The sequence below is a fragment of the Lawsonibacter sp. LCP25S3_E2 genome (assembly GCF_052117285.1).
Lineage (GTDB): Bacteria > Bacillota > Clostridia > Oscillospirales > Oscillospiraceae > Lawsonibacter.
In genome coordinates, this window is sequence record NZ_JBQKJL010000001.1 from 55,959 (window position 1) to 73,566 (window position 17,608).

The window sequence follows — 17,608 nt, forward strand, 5'->3', positions numbered from 1 at the left end:
TCCGGGTATTTTCTCACCCGCCAGCAGTGCCTCCAGCAGAGTGGTCTTCCCCCGGCCCTTCCCGCCGGTAATCAGAAGATGCCGCCGGGAGGAAGTTTGAAAAATGCTCCTGGTATAGGCGCTCAGCCATTTGATCGCAGGATAACCGGTATGCTCCATAGCGCTTCAAAAGCTCCTTTCCCTCCGGGGTCAGGGTACTGCCCCCGCCTCCTTTTCCACCCACTGCTCGCTCCAGCAGAGAAAAGCCCAGGTGCTGCTCGGCATTTTTGATGATGCGGAAGGCTTTGGTGTAAGCCATCCCCATCCCCTGGGCGGCGGCACGCAGGCTGTGCTTCTCCTCTACCCCCAGCAAAAGGCGGTAGGGCCCCTCGCCAAAAAAGCGCTCCCCCGCCTCATCCTGAAAGCTGACCGTCAGTCTCAGCTTCATAGCTCCTCCCCTCCGATCATCACAAAGCGTCCCTTGTGGCACAGTACCTCTACCGGGCCGTATACCTCCCGCAGCGCCCGCTCCAGTTCCTCCCGGCGGAGCTTCTCCGGGCGCAGATCGCAAAGCAGCGTCCCGTCTTTCATCAGCAGCAGCCGGTCGGCGTGGGCCAGAGCGGAGTTTACATCATGGCTGCACAAAAGCGCCGCCCGTTCCTTTTCCTGCAGATACGCCTTCAACAGTCGCATCATGCGGCTCCGGTTTGGAAAATCCAGGGCGCTGTCCGGCTCATCCAGCACCAACAGCTCCGGCTGGCACACCAGGGTCCGGGCAAAGAGGCACAGCTGCTTCTGCCCCTGGCTCAGGCTCTGGAAGGGCAACGGAGCCAGATGGGCAATTCCCACCCGCTCCAGCGCCTCCACGGCCCGGCGGCGGTGAGCCGGGCCTGGGCTTTCCAACAGCCCCAGCTCCGGGTTTAGTCCCATAAGCACCACATCCAGCACAGCCAGGGACAGGACCATATGCCCTCCCTGGGCCAGATAGCCCATACGCCGGGCCCGTTCCCGGCGGCTGAAGGTCCTTATGGGCTGCCCAGCCAGGGTCAGCTCTCCCCGGCCGGGCAGCAGGGTGCATATGGTCCGCAGCAGCGTGGTTTTTCCCGAGCCGTTTCCACCTAGAAGAGCGCACAGCTCTCCACCGAACAGGGAAAAGCTGATATTATGGATCACATCCCCCCGGTCATATCCGGCACAGAGATGTTCCACCCGCAAACGTTCCTTCACAGCGCTCCCCTCCCTCTGCACATCATCCAAAAGAGGAAGGGCGCCCCCAGAAGAGAGGTAACGATGCTGATGGGGATTTCCGCGCTGCCCACACTCCGGGCCAGCACATCAGCCAGCAGCAGCAAAACGCCCCCGCACAGTCCCGACAGTACCGTGGTGGAAAACCGGCTGCTCCGGGTCAGCAGCCGGGCGGTGTGGGGGGCCAGCAGCCCCACAAAGGAAATAAGTCCCGTGACGCTGATCACCGCCCCCGTCACCAAGGTGGCCAGCAGCAGCACTCCCGTGCGCACTGCCCCCACCGGGACCCCCAAAGTGCGGGCTTCCTCCTCCTCCAAACCCAGCAGCAGGATCTGCCGGCGCAGCAAAAACATTCCTGCAAGACCAATCAGAATCCAGGGAGCTGCCCCCAGCGTCTTGTCCATGGTCACATCGGCAAAGCTGCCCATGATCCAAAATTCGATGGAGGCCAGCTCCTTCTCCGGGTCGGCGGTCAGCTTCATGAGCATCAGCACCGCCTGGGCCAGAGCATTGACCACAATGCCCGAGAGCACCAGATTGGCGATCCCCCGCTCCCGGCTCAGGGCGGACAGGGCCAGGGCGGCCAGCACCGCCGCAAATCCCCCGCCAAAGGCCCACAGGGCAGTGAGCACACTGCCGCCGCCAAAGAAAAGGATTCCTGCCGCCGCCCCTGCCGAAGCGCCCGAGGCCACCCCGATGATATCCGGAGCGGCCAGGGGATTGCGGAACACCGTCTGATAGACGCTGCCCGCCACCCCCAGGGCAAATCCGGCCAGCAGCACCATGCAGGTACGCCCCAGACGCAGGGTGAAAAAGACATGGGCCACATAGGGGTCACTCCACAGCCCCTGCCAGGTAATGGGATACCGCCCCACCAGCAAAGACAGGGCCGCCGCCCCCACCAACAGGACCAGGGCCGCCAGGAAGCACACCCTGCCCCGCCTTTCCTCTCTCATGGGAACCTTACCAGCTCAAAAGCTGGGTGTCGATTTCCACGCCGTAGAACTGCCGGTAGAAGTCCGCCGCATCGGCCTGGAACTGCTCAAAGGCATACTCCTCCCCATGGAGGACGCTGGCCACCCAGCGGCTGCCCACCAGGGCGCTGGGGACCGGAGAGTCCCAGGACTCAAAGGCGGAGGGCATAGCGTACACCCGGCCATTTTTCACCGCGTCCAGCTGCTGCAGCTGGGGGTCGGCCAGCAGCTCATCCTTGGAATAGGCCGCGTCGGAGGCCATGATGATGACTTCCGGGTTCCAGGAGAGCAGCTGCTCATAGGACACGTCCGCCCAGTAGGTGTCCTCCAGCTCCGCGGCCACATTTTCACCGCCGCCCATCTCCAGAAGGGTGTTCTGATACATGGCCGCTCCGGCGGTGCTCAGGTAGCTGCTGTTGCCCGCCAAATAGACTCGTGGTCTTTCCACATCGGCCAGCTTCTCGGCCAAAAACTCCTGGGTCTGCTGGTTATAGTCCAGCAGCTCCCAGCCCTTCACCGGATCGCCAATGGCGGCATTGAAAAGGCGAATGGTCTCATTGAGCTGCTCCAGGCTCTCGGGGTTGACGGTAATCACCGTGAGGCCCAGCTCCTCCAGGGCGGGGACGGTATCCTTCAGCTTCAGGGGCAGGATCACCAGGTCCGGCTCCAGGGCGGCACAGCCCTCCAGGTCAAACTCCTTGGCGGTGCCTACCGAAGGCAGCTCCAGAAGCTCCGGGGCGGCCAGGGCATAGATGGGCCGGGTGTCCGCCTTGGCCTCAATGCCCACCAGCTTGTCCGCGTGGCCCAGAGCAATGAGCATGGAAGTGGTGATGTAGTAGCCGCTGACCAGCTTTTCGGGTTCCTCCTCGATGGTCACCTCCCGCCCGGCGGCGTCGGTCACGGTAACAGGGAAAGCCGCCTCAGACTGGGTGCTGCCGTCTCCCTGCTGGGAGGCGGCGGAAGACGTGCTCCCAGAGGAGGCTCCGGCACCGGAACTCTCCCCGCTCTGGGCACAGGCCACCAGGGAAAGGGCCATGGCGGCAGCCAGGATCATCGACAAAAGTCTCTTTTTCATAAAAATTCCTCCAATATCGTTATGCTGGAAAAAACATAACGAAGGTACCATAAAAGCCGCACCCTGTCAAGGCAGGATGCGGCTTTTGGATGTTTTATTCCTCCAAGCCGGCCAGGGCTACGTCCTCCGGACGGATGGGCAGGGTACGGAACATGTGTCCCGTGGCCGCCCGAATGGCCTCGGCAATGGCGGGGCTGGGGGTGTTGATGACCAGTTCTCCAATGGATTTGGCACCAAAGGGTCCGGTGGGTTCATAGCTGGGCACAAACTCCACCCGGATCTTCCCCGCCTCCAGGCGGGTGGGGATGCGGTATTGGAGCAGGGAGTCGTTGAGCATGCGGCCCTGGGGATTATACTGGATGTTCTCCAGCAGGGCCATACCAATGCCTTGGACAATGCCGCCCTCGGTCTGGACCCGTGCCAGGTTGGTGTTGATCACCGTACCGCAGTCTACCACGCCCACATAATCCACTACCCGCACCGCTCCGGTGTCCGGGTCGATGTCCACCTCGGCCATCCCCACCATGAAGGGGGGCGGGGAAATGGGGGAGGAGTTGGACTGGCTGGCAGAAAGCTGCTTGCTGTGCCCCTCATAGCTGGCCCAGCCGATCTCTGCCCTTGTCATCACCTTGTCCGTGCCGGGCAGGAAGACCTTCTCCCCGTCAAACTGGGCAGCCTCAGGGTCGATGCCCAGCAGGCGGGCGCCCTCCAGACGGATCTTCTCCCGCAGCTCTTCACAGGTTTTCACCACCGCCCCGCCGGTGACATAGGTGGTGGCGGAGGCGTAGGAGCCGGTGTCATAGGGGGACTGGTCGGTGTCCACTCCCCGCACGGCAATGTCGTCCACACTGCAGTCCAGGCAGTCGGCGGCCATCTGGGCCAGAATGGTATCGCAGCCGGTGCCCATGTCGGTACAGCCCACCAGCATGGTATAGAAGCCCCCGTCGTTGAGGCGCACCTCCACGCTGCCGATGTCCACGCCGGAGATGCCGCTGCCCTGCATGGCCATGGCCACGCCCCGGCCCCGGATGTGGCCGTTGGGCAACGTCCAGTGGGTGGGCCCCTTGTCCCAGCCCATCATCTCCTTGGCCCGCTCCATACACTTGTCCAGGGTGCAGCTGTTGCAGGGCTCGCCGTAATAGGCGGGCATCATCTGGCCCTGGCGGACCATATTCTTCTCCCGGATGGCACAGGGGTCCATGCCCAGCTGGGCTGCCATTTCGTTGACAGCGGACTCCACCGCAAAAATGCCCTGAGTGGCTCCGTAACCCCGGTAGGCACCGGCCCCCATGGTGTTGGTATACACCACATCACAGACAAAGCGGCTGGCCCGGAGGCTTCCGTAGAGGGCCAGGGACTTGTGCCCCACCAGGCCGATGGTGGTGGGGCCGTGGTCCCCATAGGCCCCGGCGTTGGACAGGGCGTAGAGGTCCATACACCGGATGGACCCGTCCCGGTCGGCGCCGATACGGACCTTCACCTGCATCTGGTGGCGGGGAGAGCCATTGGCCATGGACTCCTGCCGGGTGTAGCAGAGGTAAGCGGGACGGCCGGTGAGTTTGGTGACAATGGCAGGGAACTGCTCGCTGACTACGCTCTGCTTGGCGCCAAAGCCGCCGCCGATCCGGGGCTTCACCACCCGGATCTGGCTTTTGGGAAGTTCCAGGGCGTTGGATAAGATCCTCCGCACATGGAAAGGCACCTGGGTGGAGCTGACCACATTGAGGCGGCCATACTCATCCAAATAGGTATAAGTGCAGAAGGGCTCCATCATGGTCTGGTTGTTGGCCACGGTGTTATAGGTGCGCTCCAGCACCACATCACATTTGGCAAACTCCCCCTCCACATCACCCACGGTAAAGCTGTCGGTGGATACCAGGTTGCGCTTTGGGTCGGTGCCTACCGGGCACAGGGAGCGGAAATTCTCCTCCGGGTGGACCACAATGGGGTTGTCCAGAGCCTTGGTAAAGTCCAGCAGGGGCTCCAGCACCTCATACTCCACTTTAATGAGCCGCACCGCCCGCCGGGCAATCTCCTCTGTCTCCGCGGCCACAATGGCCACCGGGTCCCCGGCACAGCGCAGGTGCCGGTCCAGGATCAGCCGGTCATAGGGGCTGGGCTCGGGCCAGGTCTGGCCGGCGGTGGTAAAGCGGCTCTGGGGCATGTCCTCCCAGGTCAGCACCGCCGCCACGCCGGGCACCATTTTGGCCCGGCTGGTGTCGATGGAGATAATGTTAGCCCGTGCGTGGGGGGAACGCAGCAGCTTCAAGCGCAGGGCGTTTGCGGGGACCAGATCTCCGGTGTACACCGGCTTGCCGGTAACCAGGCTCATGGCGTCCTTCTTCCGTACGCCGGTGGAAACAGCTTTCATCTCTGCTCCCCTCCCTTCGCGGCCAGATACTTGCGGATGGCCCGCAGCTGCCCCTGATAGCCGGAGCAGCGGCACAGGTTTCCGGTGAGATAATGTTGGATCTCCTCCTCGGTGGGGTTTTTCAGCTCCCGCACCATGGCCAGTACATTCATAATAAAGCCGGGCGAGCAGAAGCCGCACTGCTCCGCTCCCTCGTCGGCCAAAAAGGCGCCAAACTCCGCCGCCTCCTCCTGAAGGCCCTCCAGGGTGGTGACTGCATGGCCCTCTGCCCGTGGGGCGGGGACGGAGCAGGACAGCACGGGCGTTCCGTCCATCCACACGGTGCAAAGGCCGCAGCCGCTGGTCTCACAGCCGCACTTCACGGACAGGCAGCCCACCTTCCGCAGGCAGTGGAGCAGCGTCTCATCCGCCTCCACCTCATCGGTACGGGCTGCCCCGTTTAAGGTCCACTTAATGGTCATACTCCACTCACCTCCAGCTGCTGTTTGCAGCGCTTCAGCAGTACCTCCGCCAGATGGCGGCGGTACCGTGCACTCCCTCGCATATTGTCTCCATATTCCAGAGCAAGGACCTGCTTCTCCAACCCCTCCCAGGTGCTGTCCTCCACCACACGGGGGCTCCCCGGCCGGGCGCCGACCACCGCCCGCCAGGTCTCTCCTACCTTGGACAGGGCACAGGTGAGTACCGGCAGGTCCGTCTCACTGTTCCGGGCCGTCTCATAGGCCACAGGTCGGCCGTCCTTCTTCACAAAGACCCAGGCGAGCACATCCCGGTCACGGGGCAGCTTCACATACTCCTCCAGGGGGATCCGCCCAGCCCCCGCCAGCTCCACCTGGCAGCTGAGGGCCAGCAGGGCCGTGACGATGTCGGAAAAGCCAAAGCGGGAGTAGACGCTTCCCCCCAGAGTGGCACAGTTGCGAAACTGCACCCCTACGATGTGCTGGGTACACTTCCGAAACAGCCCGCTGAAGCACTTCTCCAGCATAAAATTGGTCTCCAGCTGCCGCAGGGTAACCATAGCCCCCAGAGCCGCCTCTTCCCCCCGGTCCTGGATCTGGTCCAGGCCCAGGCCGGACAGGTCGATGAGGGTGTCGTACATCCGCTCCCCCATGCGCATCCAGCAGCCCCCGCCAATAATCGCGTTGGCCCGACGCTGGTTCAGCTCATGGGCCTGGGCCAGGGATTCGGCCTTAATATAATTACGTGCGGTATACATAAACGAATCCGCTCCCTTTTGTATTGTAAAATCTCCGGTTTTTCTTACCAGGCCGCCACGGTGCCGTCGCACCTGGGCTCTGTGGCCCCCATGAGAAGGCCATTGCCGACGCGCCAGATGATCTCCCCCCGGCCCATGCCGATGGAGTCCGAGATGACCTCTACCTCATGGCCCATGGCCTGAAGCTCTTGGGCAATGTGGGCGGGCACACTCTCCTCCAGCTGGATCTTCTTTCCGCCGATCCACTGGATGCGGGGGGCATCCAGGCAGTCCTGGGGATTCATGTGATAGTCCAGGGTGTTCACTGCCACCAGTACATGGCCCTGGGGCTGCATAAAGGCACCCATCACCCCAAAGGGGCCCACCGCTTCCCCGTCCTTGATCAAAAATCCGGGAATGATGGTGTGGTAGGAGCGCTTGCCCCCCGCCAGGCAGTTGTCGCTCTCCTCCTCCAGGGAGAAGTTAGCTCCCCGGTTCTGCAGGGAGATCCCTGTGCCGGGGATGGCCACCCCCGCGCCGAAGGTGGTGTAGTTGCTCTGGATGAAGGAGACCATGTTTCCCTCCGGGTCGGCGGTACACAGGTAGATGGTCCCACCGCAGGAGGGGTCTCCCGCCTTCGGCTCCAGGGCCTTGTCACCGATCAGTGCCCGGCGCTGGGCCGCGTACTGCTCGGAGAGCATGTCCTCTACTTTCATCCTCATGTACCGGGGGTCGGCCACATAGGTCTTGGTGTCCGCAAAGGCCAGCTTAATGGCCTCCACGATTTTATGATAGGTCTCGGCGCACTCCTTCTCCTCCGGCAGCTCCAGCCCCCGCAGGATATTCAGGGCCATCAGCACCGTGAGGCCGTGGCCGTTGGGCGGGATCTCACATACCGTATAGCCCTTATAGTCCGTGGTAATGGGCTCCACCCACAGGGGACGGTAGTTCTCAAAGTCCTCCCGTGCAAAGCAGCCCCCGGTCTCCTGGCTGAACGCTACGATCTTCTCCATAATGGAGCCCCGGTAATAGCTCTCACAGTTGGTCCGGGCCAGCTCCTCCATGGTCTGGGCATACTCCTCCCAGCAGAAGAGGTCCCCTGCCTCATAGCTCTCTCCATTTTTGGTAAAGCACTCCCACCAATAGCGGTGGGGCGCCGGATTTCTCTTCATGGCCGCTTCTATGCGCCGCATGTCCTTTCGCCACTGCTTGGCCACATTCACCGGGACGGGGACCCCCTCCCGTGCATAGGAGACGGCGGGGGCAAAGAGCTCATGCAAGGACTTTTTTCCAAACCGGCGGTTGAGCTCCGCCCACCCCGCGGGAGCGCCCGGCACCATAGTGGGGAGCCATCCCTCCTTGGGCATCTCCCCAAAACCCAGCTCCCGCACCTTCTGGGCGCTGAGGGACATGGGGGCCACGCCGCTGGCATTTAACCCGTACAGTTTTTTCTCCTTTTCGATCCATACAAGGGCAAAGCAATCAGAACCCAGTCCGTTGCCTGTGGGCTCCAGCAGGGGCATGGCCGCCGCCATGGCCACCGCCGCATCCACGGCGTTTCCCCCCGCCTTCATCACATCTACCCCGATCTGGGCCCCCAGGGGCACCGAGGTACAGGCCATGCCGTGGCGCCCGTACACTACATTGCGCCGGGACGGATAGGAATATCGCTCTGGATCAAAGTTCAGCATAGTATCAAACCTCTCTCTTCCTGCTGTCAGCTGTCGTACCTTCATTATACAAGAAGCACGCCACCCCAGGCAACTGTTCCGGGCGCTTTTTTCTTGTTTGGGCCGCAAAAAACCCGCCCATTGGCCTGGGCGGGTTTTCCCATCAGATTTCAGCGTAATTTCCCAAAAAGTGCAGGCTAACGCACTCCCGTTCCAGTTCCTCCAGCATCCCCAGGACCCCTTCCTCCAGCACAGAGGCCTCAATCTCCAGGAAAAAGACAAACTCAAAGTTCCGACCTGTCACCGGGCAGCTCTCCAGCTTGGTCATATTGATGCCCAGCGCGGAAAACTTGGAGAGGATTTCATACAAAGCCCCAGGCCGGTTGTCACAGCCTACAATCAAACTGATCCGGTTGGCCCCGGCGTAAATGGCCGGATCCCTGGCCACACAGAAAAATCGGGTATAGTTGTTATCGCTGTTTTGAATGTCGTCCCGCACGCACTCCAGGCCGTAGAGCTGGGCACAGGGGTGGGAAGAAATGGCCGCGATCCCCCGGTCCCCTTCCTGGGCCACCTTCTGGGCGGCCATGGCCGTATTGCCGCAGGGGATCACCTTGACCCCCTCCAGCCCGCGCAAAAATCGGCTGCACTGGCCGATGGCCTGCTCATGGGAATAGATTTCCCGGATATCCTCCAGACGGGTACCCGGCAAGGCCAGCAGCTCATGGCGGATGCACAGCCGGACCGAACGCACCACACTGAGGCTGTGCTTTTGCAACAGATCATAGGCCGCCCGGACCGAGCCATTGGAGCTGTTCTCAATGGGCAGCACGCCAAATTGGCAGCTGCCCTCCTCCACCGCCCGGACGACATCCTCAAAGGTGTTCACATACCGGATCTCTCCCCGAGGCAGCAGCCGGTCACAGGCCGTCTGGGAATTGGCTCCCTCCACTCCCTGGCAGGCCACCGTCCCCGTCTTGGGAAATACCGCCGCTCCCGCCTCCAGGGCCGCCTTTACCATCTCCCCCACCTGGGAGGGGGCGGAGAGCAGCTCTGCCTGCCGGGCCTTAGCCAGTTGGAACAGAGTGGTAAAGAGATGGTAGGCATACCGCTCCCGCTCCCCCGCCTGTTTGGCCACCTTGGACAGGATCTCCCGTTCCCGGCTCCGGCTGAGAATGGGCATGTGATGTTCATTTTTATAATCTGCAATGTCCTCCGCCAGAGACATCCGCTTCAGAAACAGCTCCAGCATCTGATCATCCAGTACATCAATCTGCTTGCGGATTTCCGAAAGCTCCATAGGCTACCTCCATTTTGTTCATGGCATTTCCAGAATCTACGCTGCACACCTTTTGCGGCGTTTTGCCGCAGATCCGTCTGCCACTCCTCTTTTCGTACCGATTGGTTAGAGCATAGCACTTTACTCCCCAAAAGGAAACCGTCAGGAGCCACCATTTTCCCCGCTTCCTTCTCCGCCTCCCTTCACATTTTCCACAATTCCCCCTCTCTTTTTTTCTGTTCCGGGCACTGCAATGGCAAAAACGGTTCCAAACGGGGCCTCATCTCCCTGAAATATGTCCCAACCCTTGCAAAACGCGGGAAAAAGCATTATAATAAGGGCCAACTGAGCGCGGGCCCAGCTCTGAGCCCGCTTTTCCCAACATTCAAGATTTGGAGAGGATTCACTATGGAACGCACCACCATTGCCGCCATTTTTGCCGACCAGGAGAGTCTGGGCGGTCAGACTGTTACCGTCTGCGGCTGGGCCCGCACCATCCGGGACATGAAGACCTTCGGCTTTGTGGAGCTTAACGACGGCTCCTGCTTTAAAAATTTGCAGATCGTTCTGGACGCCAATGTTCTGGACAATTATAAGGAGATCGCCGGCCAGAATGTGGGCGCCGCTCTCATCGTTACCGGCCAGGTGGTGCTCACCCCCGAAGCCAAGCAGCCTCTGGAGGTAAAGGCCTCCTCTGTTATGGTGGAGGGCGTGTCCGCCCCCGACTATCCCCTGCAGAAGAAGCGCCACAGCGTGGAGTTCCTGCGCACCATTCAGCACCTGCGCCCCCGGACCAACCTCTTTTCCGCCGTGTTCCGGGTCCGCTCCGCCACCGCCCACGCCATCCACTGCTTCTTCCAGGACCGGGGCTTCGTTTACGTCCACACCCCCATCATCACCGCCAGTGACTGTGAGGGCGCCGGCGAGATGTTCCAGGTGACCACCCTGGACCTCCAGAATGTTCCCAAGACGGAGGACGGCCAGGTGGACTATACTCAGGACTTCTTCGGTAAGAAGGCCAACCTCACCGTCTCCGGCCAGCTCAACTGTGAGAACTTTGCCATGGCCTTTGGCAACGTCTATACCTTCGGCCCCACCTTCCGCGCCGAGAAGTCCAACACCCAGCGCCACGCCGCCGAGTTCTGGATGATCGAGCCCGAGATGGCCTTTGCCGATCTGAACGACTACATGGACAACGCCGAGGCCATGATCAAGTATGTCATCCGCTATGTGCTGGACAAGTGCCCCGATGAGATCAACTTCTTCAACTCCTTTGTGGACAAGGGCCTGAAGGAGCGCCTGGAGCATGTCGCCTCCTCTGACTTTGCCCGTGTGAGCTACACCGAGGCTGTGAAGATCCTGGAGCAGAACAACGACAAGTTCGACTTCAAGGTCTACTGGGGCTGCGATTTGCAGACCGAGCACGAGCGCTATCTCACCGAGCAGGTGTACAAGCGCCCCGTGTTCGTCACCGATTACCCCAAGGAGATCAAGGCCTTCTATATGCGCCAGAACGACGATGGCAAGACCGTGGCCGCCGCCGACTGCCTGGTGCCCGGCATCGGCGAGCTCATCGGCGGTTCCCAGCGTGAGGAGCGCCTGGAGCTGCTGGAGGGCCGCATCCAGGAGCTGGGCATGGACCCCAAGGACTACTGGTGGTACTGCGACCTGCGCCGCTACGGCTCCTGCCGCCACGCTGGCTATGGCCTGGGCTTTGAGCGGATGGTCATGTACCTCACCGGCGTGAACAACATCCGTGACGTGGAGCTGCATCCCAGAACCTGGGGCAACGCGGAATTTTAAACAATCAAGAAAAACCCCCGGCGCCACGGCGCCGGGGGTTTTTAATCATGTCTGCTTGTGGATATTCCAAACGCATAAAACGTTTGAACAATTTGCTCAATTCGTTCATAGCAGGTCTGGTCACTCAGCCTTGGATCGTCCAGGGTTCTTTTGATTTTTTCCAGCACACGAAGGGCATCGTGCTCCATTTCCTCCCCAAGTTCTGCTGGACATTCCTGCTGAAGGTAATGAAGCACCTCCCACCCAATTGCTCGAGCATAAAGGTCATCCCGCACAGATTTTCTCATTTCAGTACCCGCCTGTTGATCCTTTACCGGATACAAGCCATTCCTTCCCTTTTTTGACATTTATTAAATGTCATATTTGGCGCTATTATACCATAAAATGATTTCTGTGACAACGATTGAATGTCAGGAATGATTTTATGTATAAAAATCGCGGTCCGAATGGCCGATACAACCTGTGTGGCATACGGGTAGCCGAATTGCGAAAATCTCGCTCGCCCAAGCTCTCTCAACGTGGGTTAGCCGATCTGCTGCAGCTGTCCGGACTTGACCTGGACAAAAATGCGATTCAACGCATCGAAAGCGGCCAGCGATTTGTAACCGACATTGAGCTAAAGGCCTTTTCCCAGGTCTTTGATGTCTCGTTAGAATATCTTTTGTCATAAAGAAAGCCTGTCACTTACAGACAGGCTTTCTTTTTATTGATCAAATGCTCCGGCGGCTCTCATTCCACGGGGTACAGCCGCCTTACCATGGAATGTTCCATACAGGCAACATCTCTGCTCATGCTGTGCCCCATGGCGTCCGCCCTGTTTTTTATACAAGTGTGAGGAAATAACTGGCCTCTCCCCAGTTATCCCCGGCCAGGTACCAGCGGCCGCGCACCTCAAGCACCGCGGTGCCATCCAGCTTTGGGACCGAGACCTCATTTCCCAGCCAGGTCTCCACCTCCACCGGCTCCTGGTCAACGCCCTTTCCCGCCGACCAGGTCCACACGGATATCTCGTCCGGCGCAGCGGACCATTGCAGCTCCAGCCGGTCCCCAGGCTGTGCAGCCATAGCAGGCAGATGGGACATCTCCAGGGGGTGGGGGGCATCGGCGATGATCCCCTCCATCTCCTCGCCGCCCTGCCAGATATACCAGGAATAGGAGCCGAGCCGGGCCGTCACCGGGTTTTCCCCGCCGTTCGTCACGACAAGCTCCGGGGGCTCAGCCAGCTTTGGGTCCCCTGGGCTTTCCCCCTCTCCCACTGCCAGGAATCCCCGTTGGGCGTACCCCGTGGCAGGGGGCACGTTCTTCCAGACCTCACTTACCTCATAAATCCCCCTGAAATCTTCCGGTAGAGGGAGGATCAGTTCTCTCCGTCCGGCCCCTTCGTAGAGGGTCACCCCCAATTCCCCGCTGTCAGGCGTAAAGCGCACCGTCACTTCACTGGGCGCAACGGGGTAGGACAGAGTGAGGGCCTCGGTCCCCTCCTTTACATATACCACCGGCTGAGAGGGACGGGCGTAGGGAGCGGTGGGAGCGTCGCCGCAGGCGTTGAAACAAACCGTGGGGCTGTCCCACTGGGCACTCCAGCAGCCAACCTCGGTTTTTTCAGCCCCTGCGGACACCGTGACCCTGGGCGGGCCGTCCAGGGCATACCGGGGTCCGGTCCACCACCACGCCCCGCCCAGCAGCAACAGCACCGCTGCAATTCCCAGTCCTTTTCATTTCATGGAAATCCCTCCTTTTCGCTCTCATCCATTCAGACGCAAAGCAAGGGCTCCGGTTGCAAAGGAGGGACCGTTTATTTTACCTGGTTCACCAGCGGCTCTCCCGCCAGATACCGGCGCAGATTGTCCTGCGCCTGCTGAATACAGTTCTTCCGTGTAATCTCCAGACGCATACCACCGGCCACATGGGGGGTAAGGAGCAGATTGGGAATGTCCCACAGGGGGCTGTCCTGGGGCAAGGGCTCGGGGTCCGTCACATCCAGAGCCGCACCCCACAGCTTTCCTTCCTTCATCATGGTTCCCAGAGCCTGCTGGTCCAGGGCGGACCCCCGTCCGGCGTTGAGGAGGATGGCATCCTCCTTCATCCGGCGCAGCCGCTCCTCGTTCATCAGCCCCACCGTCTCCGGAGTGTGGGGCAGGGACATGGCCACCACATCCGCCTGGGGGAGCCAATGGTCCAGCTTCTCCATAGTATCCACCTGGTCAAAGCCCGGTACTTCTCCCCGTACCGTCCGCTTCAGACCCACCGTGCGGGCCCCCAGGCTCTGGCACATCTTGGCAAACTCCCCGCCGATGTTTCCCGCTCCAATCACCAACACTGTGGCCCCCAACAGGGTCTTCATGGTGCCCTCATCCTCCCAGCGGTGGGCCTTCTGAGAATCCCGGTAGGTGGGCAGGCGGCGGCACACCGCCAGCAGGGAGGCCAGCATGTGTTCGGCCACCGAACGGCTGTTGCTCCCCGCGGAGCTGGTAAAGCATATCCCCTGGGGCAGCATCCCCTCATACTCCTCCGTCCCGGCCCACATGCTCTGGAACCACCGGAGACTGCGGGCGTTTTTCATGTCCTCCGCCCGTGGCCAGCCCAAAATCACTGTGGCCGACTCCAGCTGTTCCTGGGTCACGGTCCGCCGCCCGGCGTACACATGAACCGCCTCCGGGGCAATGGCCTCAAACGCGCGCTTTTCCTCTTCATTGACCGGGAGCAGGTTCAAAATATATTCAGACATGTTCCGTCCTCCTTTTTGTTTCTGCCGTTTATTATACCTGCCTGCCTACACTCTGACAAGGGTGTCCTTTCGCCTTTACTCCCGCTGCAGGCTGTGTTAAAATGGGAAAAATATCGGAAAGGAGGGACTTCTATGGCAGTCACACCAGACACGCCCCTGCTGGAATTTACCGGCGTGGGGGAGCAGCGCTTTAAAAAGCTGGAAAAGCTTGGCCTTACAAAAGCAGACGACCTGCTGGCCCACTATCCTCGGGACTATGAGGACCGGCGGAAGATCTATACCATTCGGGAAGCCCCTCCGGGCCAGCGGATCTGCATCTCCGCCATGGCCGCTGAGCATCCCCGCCGCGCCCGGATCCGCAAGGGACTGGAGCTGGTCCAGGTCAAGGTGGTGGATCATACAGGAGCCCTCCATCTGACCTTTTTCAATCAGGGATATGTGGAGCAGGCCCTCCGGGCAGGGGAGGAATATATTTTTTTCGGCGCTGTGGAGGAGCAAGGCCGCCGGCGCACCATGATCAATCCCATTTTTGAACACCTGGGCAAGCAAAGCGTCACCGGCCGCATTATGCCCATCTACTCCCTGACCGCCGGCCTCAGCAACCACCTGATGGCATCCCTGGTGCGCCAGGCGCTCCCCTGCGTCGCCGCCCTGCCGGAAACTCTGCCCCAGCCCATCCGGCAAGGCCACAATCTGGTCGCTTTGGAATATGCACTCCGAAACATCCACTTTCCCCAGGACGAGCATGCCCTGGAAATTGCCAGGCGGCGGCTTACCTTTGAGGAACTGTTTTATCTCTCCGTAGGTTTGAGCTTTCTCCGCCATCGAAGAGAAGCCATTTCCTTGGCCTGTGCCATCCCACAGCGGCCCCAGGAAGAGTTTCTCGCCCTGCTTCCCTTTTCCCCCACCGCCGCCCAGCTCCGGGTGATGGATGAGATCGCCGCGGACCTCTCCTCCGGCCGGCCCATGAACCGCCTGGTCCAGGGCGACGTAGGCTCCGGTAAAACGGCCGTAGCCGCCTACGCTGGCTGGCTGTGCGCCATGGCCGGGTATCAGTGCGCCCTGATGGCCCCCACCGAGGTGCTGGCCGAGCAGCATTTCCGCTCTCTCTCCGCGCTTCTCGCCCCCGCCGGGGTGCGGGTGGGACTGCTCACCGGGTCGCTGACCCCCAGTGAGAAAAAGAAGGTCCGGGCCCAGCTGGCACAGGGGGAGATCGATTTTGCCGTGGGTACCCATGCCCTCATTTCCCAGGGCGTGGAATTTCACCGGCTGGCCCTTATCGTGGCCGATGAACAGCACCGCTTCGGCGTGGCCCAGCGCTCGGCTCTGGCCGGGAAATCGGAGACCGGCGGCATGCCGCCCCCCCATGTGCTGGTCATGTCCGCCACTCCCATTCCCCGCACCCTGGCCCTTATCATTTACGGGGACCTGGACATCTCCATCATCAATGAACTGCCCCCCGGACGCACTCCGGTAGAAACCTATGTGGTGCGGGAGGACAAGCGCCAGCGGATGTATCAGTTTGTGCGCAAGCAGGTCTCTCAGGGGCGGCAGGTGTATATCATCTGTCCCGCGGTAGAGGATACCCCCGAGAACGGACCGGAATCCGCCTGGGGTGCCTCCTCCCCCGCCGATTTAAAGGCCGTCAAGACCTATACCGAGCATCTGCAGCGAGAGGTTTTCCCCGATTTGACACTGGGCCTTCTTTATGGGAAAATGAAGCCCAAGGAAAAAGAGGCGGCCATGGCCGCCTTTGTCCGGGGGGAGATCCAGGTTTTGGTCTCCACCACAGTGGTGGAAGTAGGAGTAGATGTTCCCAACGCCTCCCTTATTATCATCGAAAATGCCGACCGCTTTGGCCTCAGCCAGCTCCATCAGCTCCGGGGCCGGGTGGGCCGGGGAAAACACCAGTCCTACTGCGTGCTTATCACCGCCACCCGCAGTGCCGAGGCCATGACCCGCCTGCGCACCCTGGCCTCCACCACTGACGGGTTCCGGATCTCGGAGGAGGATCTGAAAGCTCGGGGGCCCGGCGACTTCTTTGGAAACCGCCAGCACGGCCTGCCCCAGATGAAGCTGGCGGATCTGTCGGGGGACATGGCCCTGCTCCAGGAGGCCCAGCAGGCAGCCAACCAACTGCTCACCCAGGACCCGGCCCTTACAAGCCCGGACAACCGCCCAGTCCTGCAGCGGGTACGGAACATGTTTGCCGATACCCCGGATATTTTTAACTAAAGGAGAATCATCATGCTTACCTTTCGTGACATCACCATGGCGGACCACGACCTGATCCTGCCCATGGTCCAGGACTTTTACCAGGGAGATGCGGTGCTTCACCCTGTGGACCCTGAAATTTTAGAACGCTCCTTCCGGGATGCTGCCGATCCCCAGGAGCCTCTTCTGCGGGGTCTTCTCATTGAAATGGACGGCCAGCCCGCGGGCTATCTCTATATCTCCCAGTGCTACTCCGCGGAAGTAGGCGGGCGCTGCATCTTCCTGGAGGAAATTTACCTTGCCCCCGCCTTCCGGGGCCGGGGGCTGGGGGGAGAGATTCTCGCCTGGATCGAAAGCCAGTATCCCACCGCCCGGCGGTTCCGTCTGGAGGTTAACGACATTAACCAGAACGCCATCCGCCTGTACCAAAAAGCAGGTTATCAATATCTGCGCTATGAGCAGATGGTCATCGACAAAATCAAGTAAAAAGGAGAGAACTTTGTATGGAGCATATGGAATTGGCCCGCACCCTACGGGCCAACACGGAAGTACACTATAATTGCTGTCAATCGGTGCTGGTCACCTTTGCCAAAGAGATGGGCCTCACCCAGGAGCAGGCCTACGCTCTGGGTACTTTCTTCAACTCCGGCATGCGCCACGGCTCTGTGTGCGGCGCTCTGTCCGGCGCTTTGATGGTGCTGGGCATGACCGGCTGCGCGGAGAAACAGGCTTCCGCCCTGCTGCAGCAGTTCCAAGCGGACCACTGTGCCACCAACTGCGCCGAGCTGCTGAGGGCCGCCCACGACCGGGGTGAGGAGCGAAAGCCCCACTGCGACGCTCTGGTCTATGAGATGGTAACCGCTGTAGAGGCAATTCTGGCCCAACGGCAATAAACCAACAAGGGACGCCCTGAGGGGCGTCCCTTGTTGGTTTGATCTGGAAGGATGGATGAAAAAGGAATGATGGAGATTGTGGTTAAAACCCTCCGATCTGCTGGCAAGAGCGGCAGCCAGTAAATCGTTAAATTTTTAACCTTATCTCTGGTGAAGACTTTACCACTCCAACCCCGGAAATA

Annotated in this window: 17 protein-coding genes; 5 read left to right on the forward strand and 12 right to left on the reverse strand. The window is 60.6% G+C overall.

Annotated elements, in window-relative coordinates; genetic code table 11:
* Window positions 1-13 precede the first annotated feature (13 nt).
* The 9 genes from ACTQ3R_RS00295 to ACTQ3R_RS00335 form a co-directional block, all read right to left on the reverse strand.
* On the reverse strand, window positions 14-427 hold the full coding sequence (locus ACTQ3R_RS00295; RefSeq protein WP_441777685.1) for a winged helix-turn-helix domain-containing protein: 414 nt from the start codon (window positions 425-427) through the stop codon (window positions 14-16).
* Entirely contained in the window at window positions 424-1,206 is a 783-nt protein-coding gene (locus ACTQ3R_RS00300; protein WP_441777684.1) for an ABC transporter ATP-binding protein, read from the reverse strand. Before ACTQ3R_RS00300 ends, ACTQ3R_RS00295 begins: the two co-directional genes overlap by 4 nt.
* The gene (locus ACTQ3R_RS00305) at window positions 1,203-2,180 is read right to left on the reverse strand and encodes a FecCD family ABC transporter permease (RefSeq protein ID WP_441777683.1); all 978 of its coding nucleotides are present in this window, start codon (window positions 2,178-2,180) and stop codon (window positions 1,203-1,205) included. The genes ACTQ3R_RS00300 and ACTQ3R_RS00305 overlap by 4 nt, the downstream gene beginning before the upstream one ends.
* 7 nt (window positions 2,181-2,187) lie before the next feature.
* Window positions 2,188-3,273, reverse strand: coding sequence for an ABC transporter substrate-binding protein (locus ACTQ3R_RS00310; RefSeq protein WP_441777682.1), 1,086 nt, complete (start codon window positions 3,271-3,273; stop codon window positions 2,188-2,190).
* Window positions 3,274-3,367: 94 nt separating this feature from the next.
* Window positions 3,368-5,644 carry a xanthine dehydrogenase family protein molybdopterin-binding subunit gene (locus tag ACTQ3R_RS00315; protein ID WP_441777681.1) on the reverse strand — a complete coding sequence of 759 codons (2,277 nt, stop codon included), beginning with the start codon at window positions 5,642-5,644 and terminating at the stop codon, window positions 3,368-3,370.
* Entirely contained in the window at window positions 5,641-6,105 is a 465-nt protein-coding gene (locus ACTQ3R_RS00320; RefSeq protein WP_441777680.1) for a (2Fe-2S)-binding protein, read from the reverse strand. Before ACTQ3R_RS00320 ends, ACTQ3R_RS00315 begins: the two co-directional genes overlap by 4 nt.
* Window positions 6,102-6,860 (reverse strand): FAD binding domain-containing protein, encoded by a 759-nt coding sequence (locus ACTQ3R_RS00325; RefSeq protein WP_441777679.1) that lies wholly within the window; start codon window positions 6,858-6,860, stop codon window positions 6,102-6,104. The genes ACTQ3R_RS00320 and ACTQ3R_RS00325 overlap by 4 nt, the downstream gene beginning before the upstream one ends.
* 44 nt (window positions 6,861-6,904) lie before the next feature.
* On the reverse strand, window positions 6,905-8,530 hold the full coding sequence (locus tag ACTQ3R_RS00330) for a gamma-glutamyltransferase family protein (protein WP_441777678.1): 1,626 nt from the start codon (window positions 8,528-8,530) through the stop codon (window positions 6,905-6,907).
* Window positions 8,531-8,672: 142 nt separating this feature from the next.
* A complete protein-coding gene (locus tag ACTQ3R_RS00335; protein ID WP_441777677.1) occupies window positions 8,673-9,809 on the reverse strand; it encodes a bifunctional chorismate mutase/prephenate dehydratase in 1,137 nt (378 codons plus the stop codon).
* Window positions 9,810-10,196: 387 nt separating this feature from the next.
* Between ACTQ3R_RS00335 and asnS the strand changes: the two genes are divergently transcribed.
* Window positions 10,197-11,591 (forward strand): asparagine--tRNA ligase, encoded by a 1,395-nt coding sequence (gene asnS / locus ACTQ3R_RS00340; protein ID WP_441777676.1) that lies wholly within the window; start codon window positions 10,197-10,199, stop codon window positions 11,589-11,591.
* A gap of 41 nt (window positions 11,592-11,632) precedes the next feature.
* Here asnS and ACTQ3R_RS00345 read toward each other — a convergent pair whose 3' ends face one another.
* Window positions 11,633-11,878 carry a hypothetical protein gene (locus tag ACTQ3R_RS00345; protein WP_441777675.1) on the reverse strand — a complete coding sequence of 82 codons (246 nt, stop codon included), beginning with the start codon at window positions 11,876-11,878 and terminating at the stop codon, window positions 11,633-11,635.
* 137 nt (window positions 11,879-12,015) lie between these two features.
* Between ACTQ3R_RS00345 and ACTQ3R_RS00350 the strand changes: the two genes are divergently transcribed.
* Window positions 12,016-12,261, forward strand: coding sequence for a helix-turn-helix domain-containing protein (locus ACTQ3R_RS00350; protein ID WP_441777674.1), 246 nt, complete (start codon window positions 12,016-12,018; stop codon window positions 12,259-12,261).
* Between the two features lie 151 nt (window positions 12,262-12,412).
* Here the strand turns inward: ACTQ3R_RS00350 and ACTQ3R_RS00355 are convergent, their stop codons facing one another.
* Both ACTQ3R_RS00355 and ACTQ3R_RS00360 read right to left on the reverse strand, forming a co-directional pair.
* Entirely contained in the window at window positions 12,413-13,285 is an 873-nt protein-coding gene (locus tag ACTQ3R_RS00355) for a hypothetical protein (protein WP_441777673.1), read from the reverse strand.
* A 101-nt stretch (window positions 13,286-13,386) separates the two neighbouring features.
* The gene (locus ACTQ3R_RS00360) at window positions 13,387-14,319 is read right to left on the reverse strand and encodes a D-2-hydroxyacid dehydrogenase (RefSeq protein WP_441777672.1); all 933 of its coding nucleotides are present in this window, start codon (window positions 14,317-14,319) and stop codon (window positions 13,387-13,389) included.
* Between the two features lie 132 nt (window positions 14,320-14,451).
* Here ACTQ3R_RS00360 and recG point away from each other — a divergent pair, with 132 nt between their 5' ends.
* The 3 genes from recG to ACTQ3R_RS00375 are packed head-to-tail and all read left to right on the forward strand — an operon-like array spanning window position 14,452 to window position 17,426.
* Entirely contained in the window at window positions 14,452-16,554 is a 2,103-nt protein-coding gene (gene recG, locus ACTQ3R_RS00365; protein ID WP_441777671.1) for an ATP-dependent DNA helicase RecG, read from the forward strand.
* A gap of 12 nt (window positions 16,555-16,566) precedes the next feature.
* Window positions 16,567-17,019, forward strand: a complete 453-nt coding sequence (locus ACTQ3R_RS00370) for a GNAT family N-acetyltransferase (RefSeq protein ID WP_441777670.1) — start codon at window positions 16,567-16,569, stop codon at window positions 17,017-17,019.
* 17 nt (window positions 17,020-17,036) lie between these two features.
* Window positions 17,037-17,426, forward strand: a complete 390-nt coding sequence (locus tag ACTQ3R_RS00375) for a C-GCAxxG-C-C family protein (RefSeq protein ID WP_441777669.1) — start codon at window positions 17,037-17,039, stop codon at window positions 17,424-17,426.
* Window positions 17,427-17,608 lie beyond the last annotated feature (182 nt).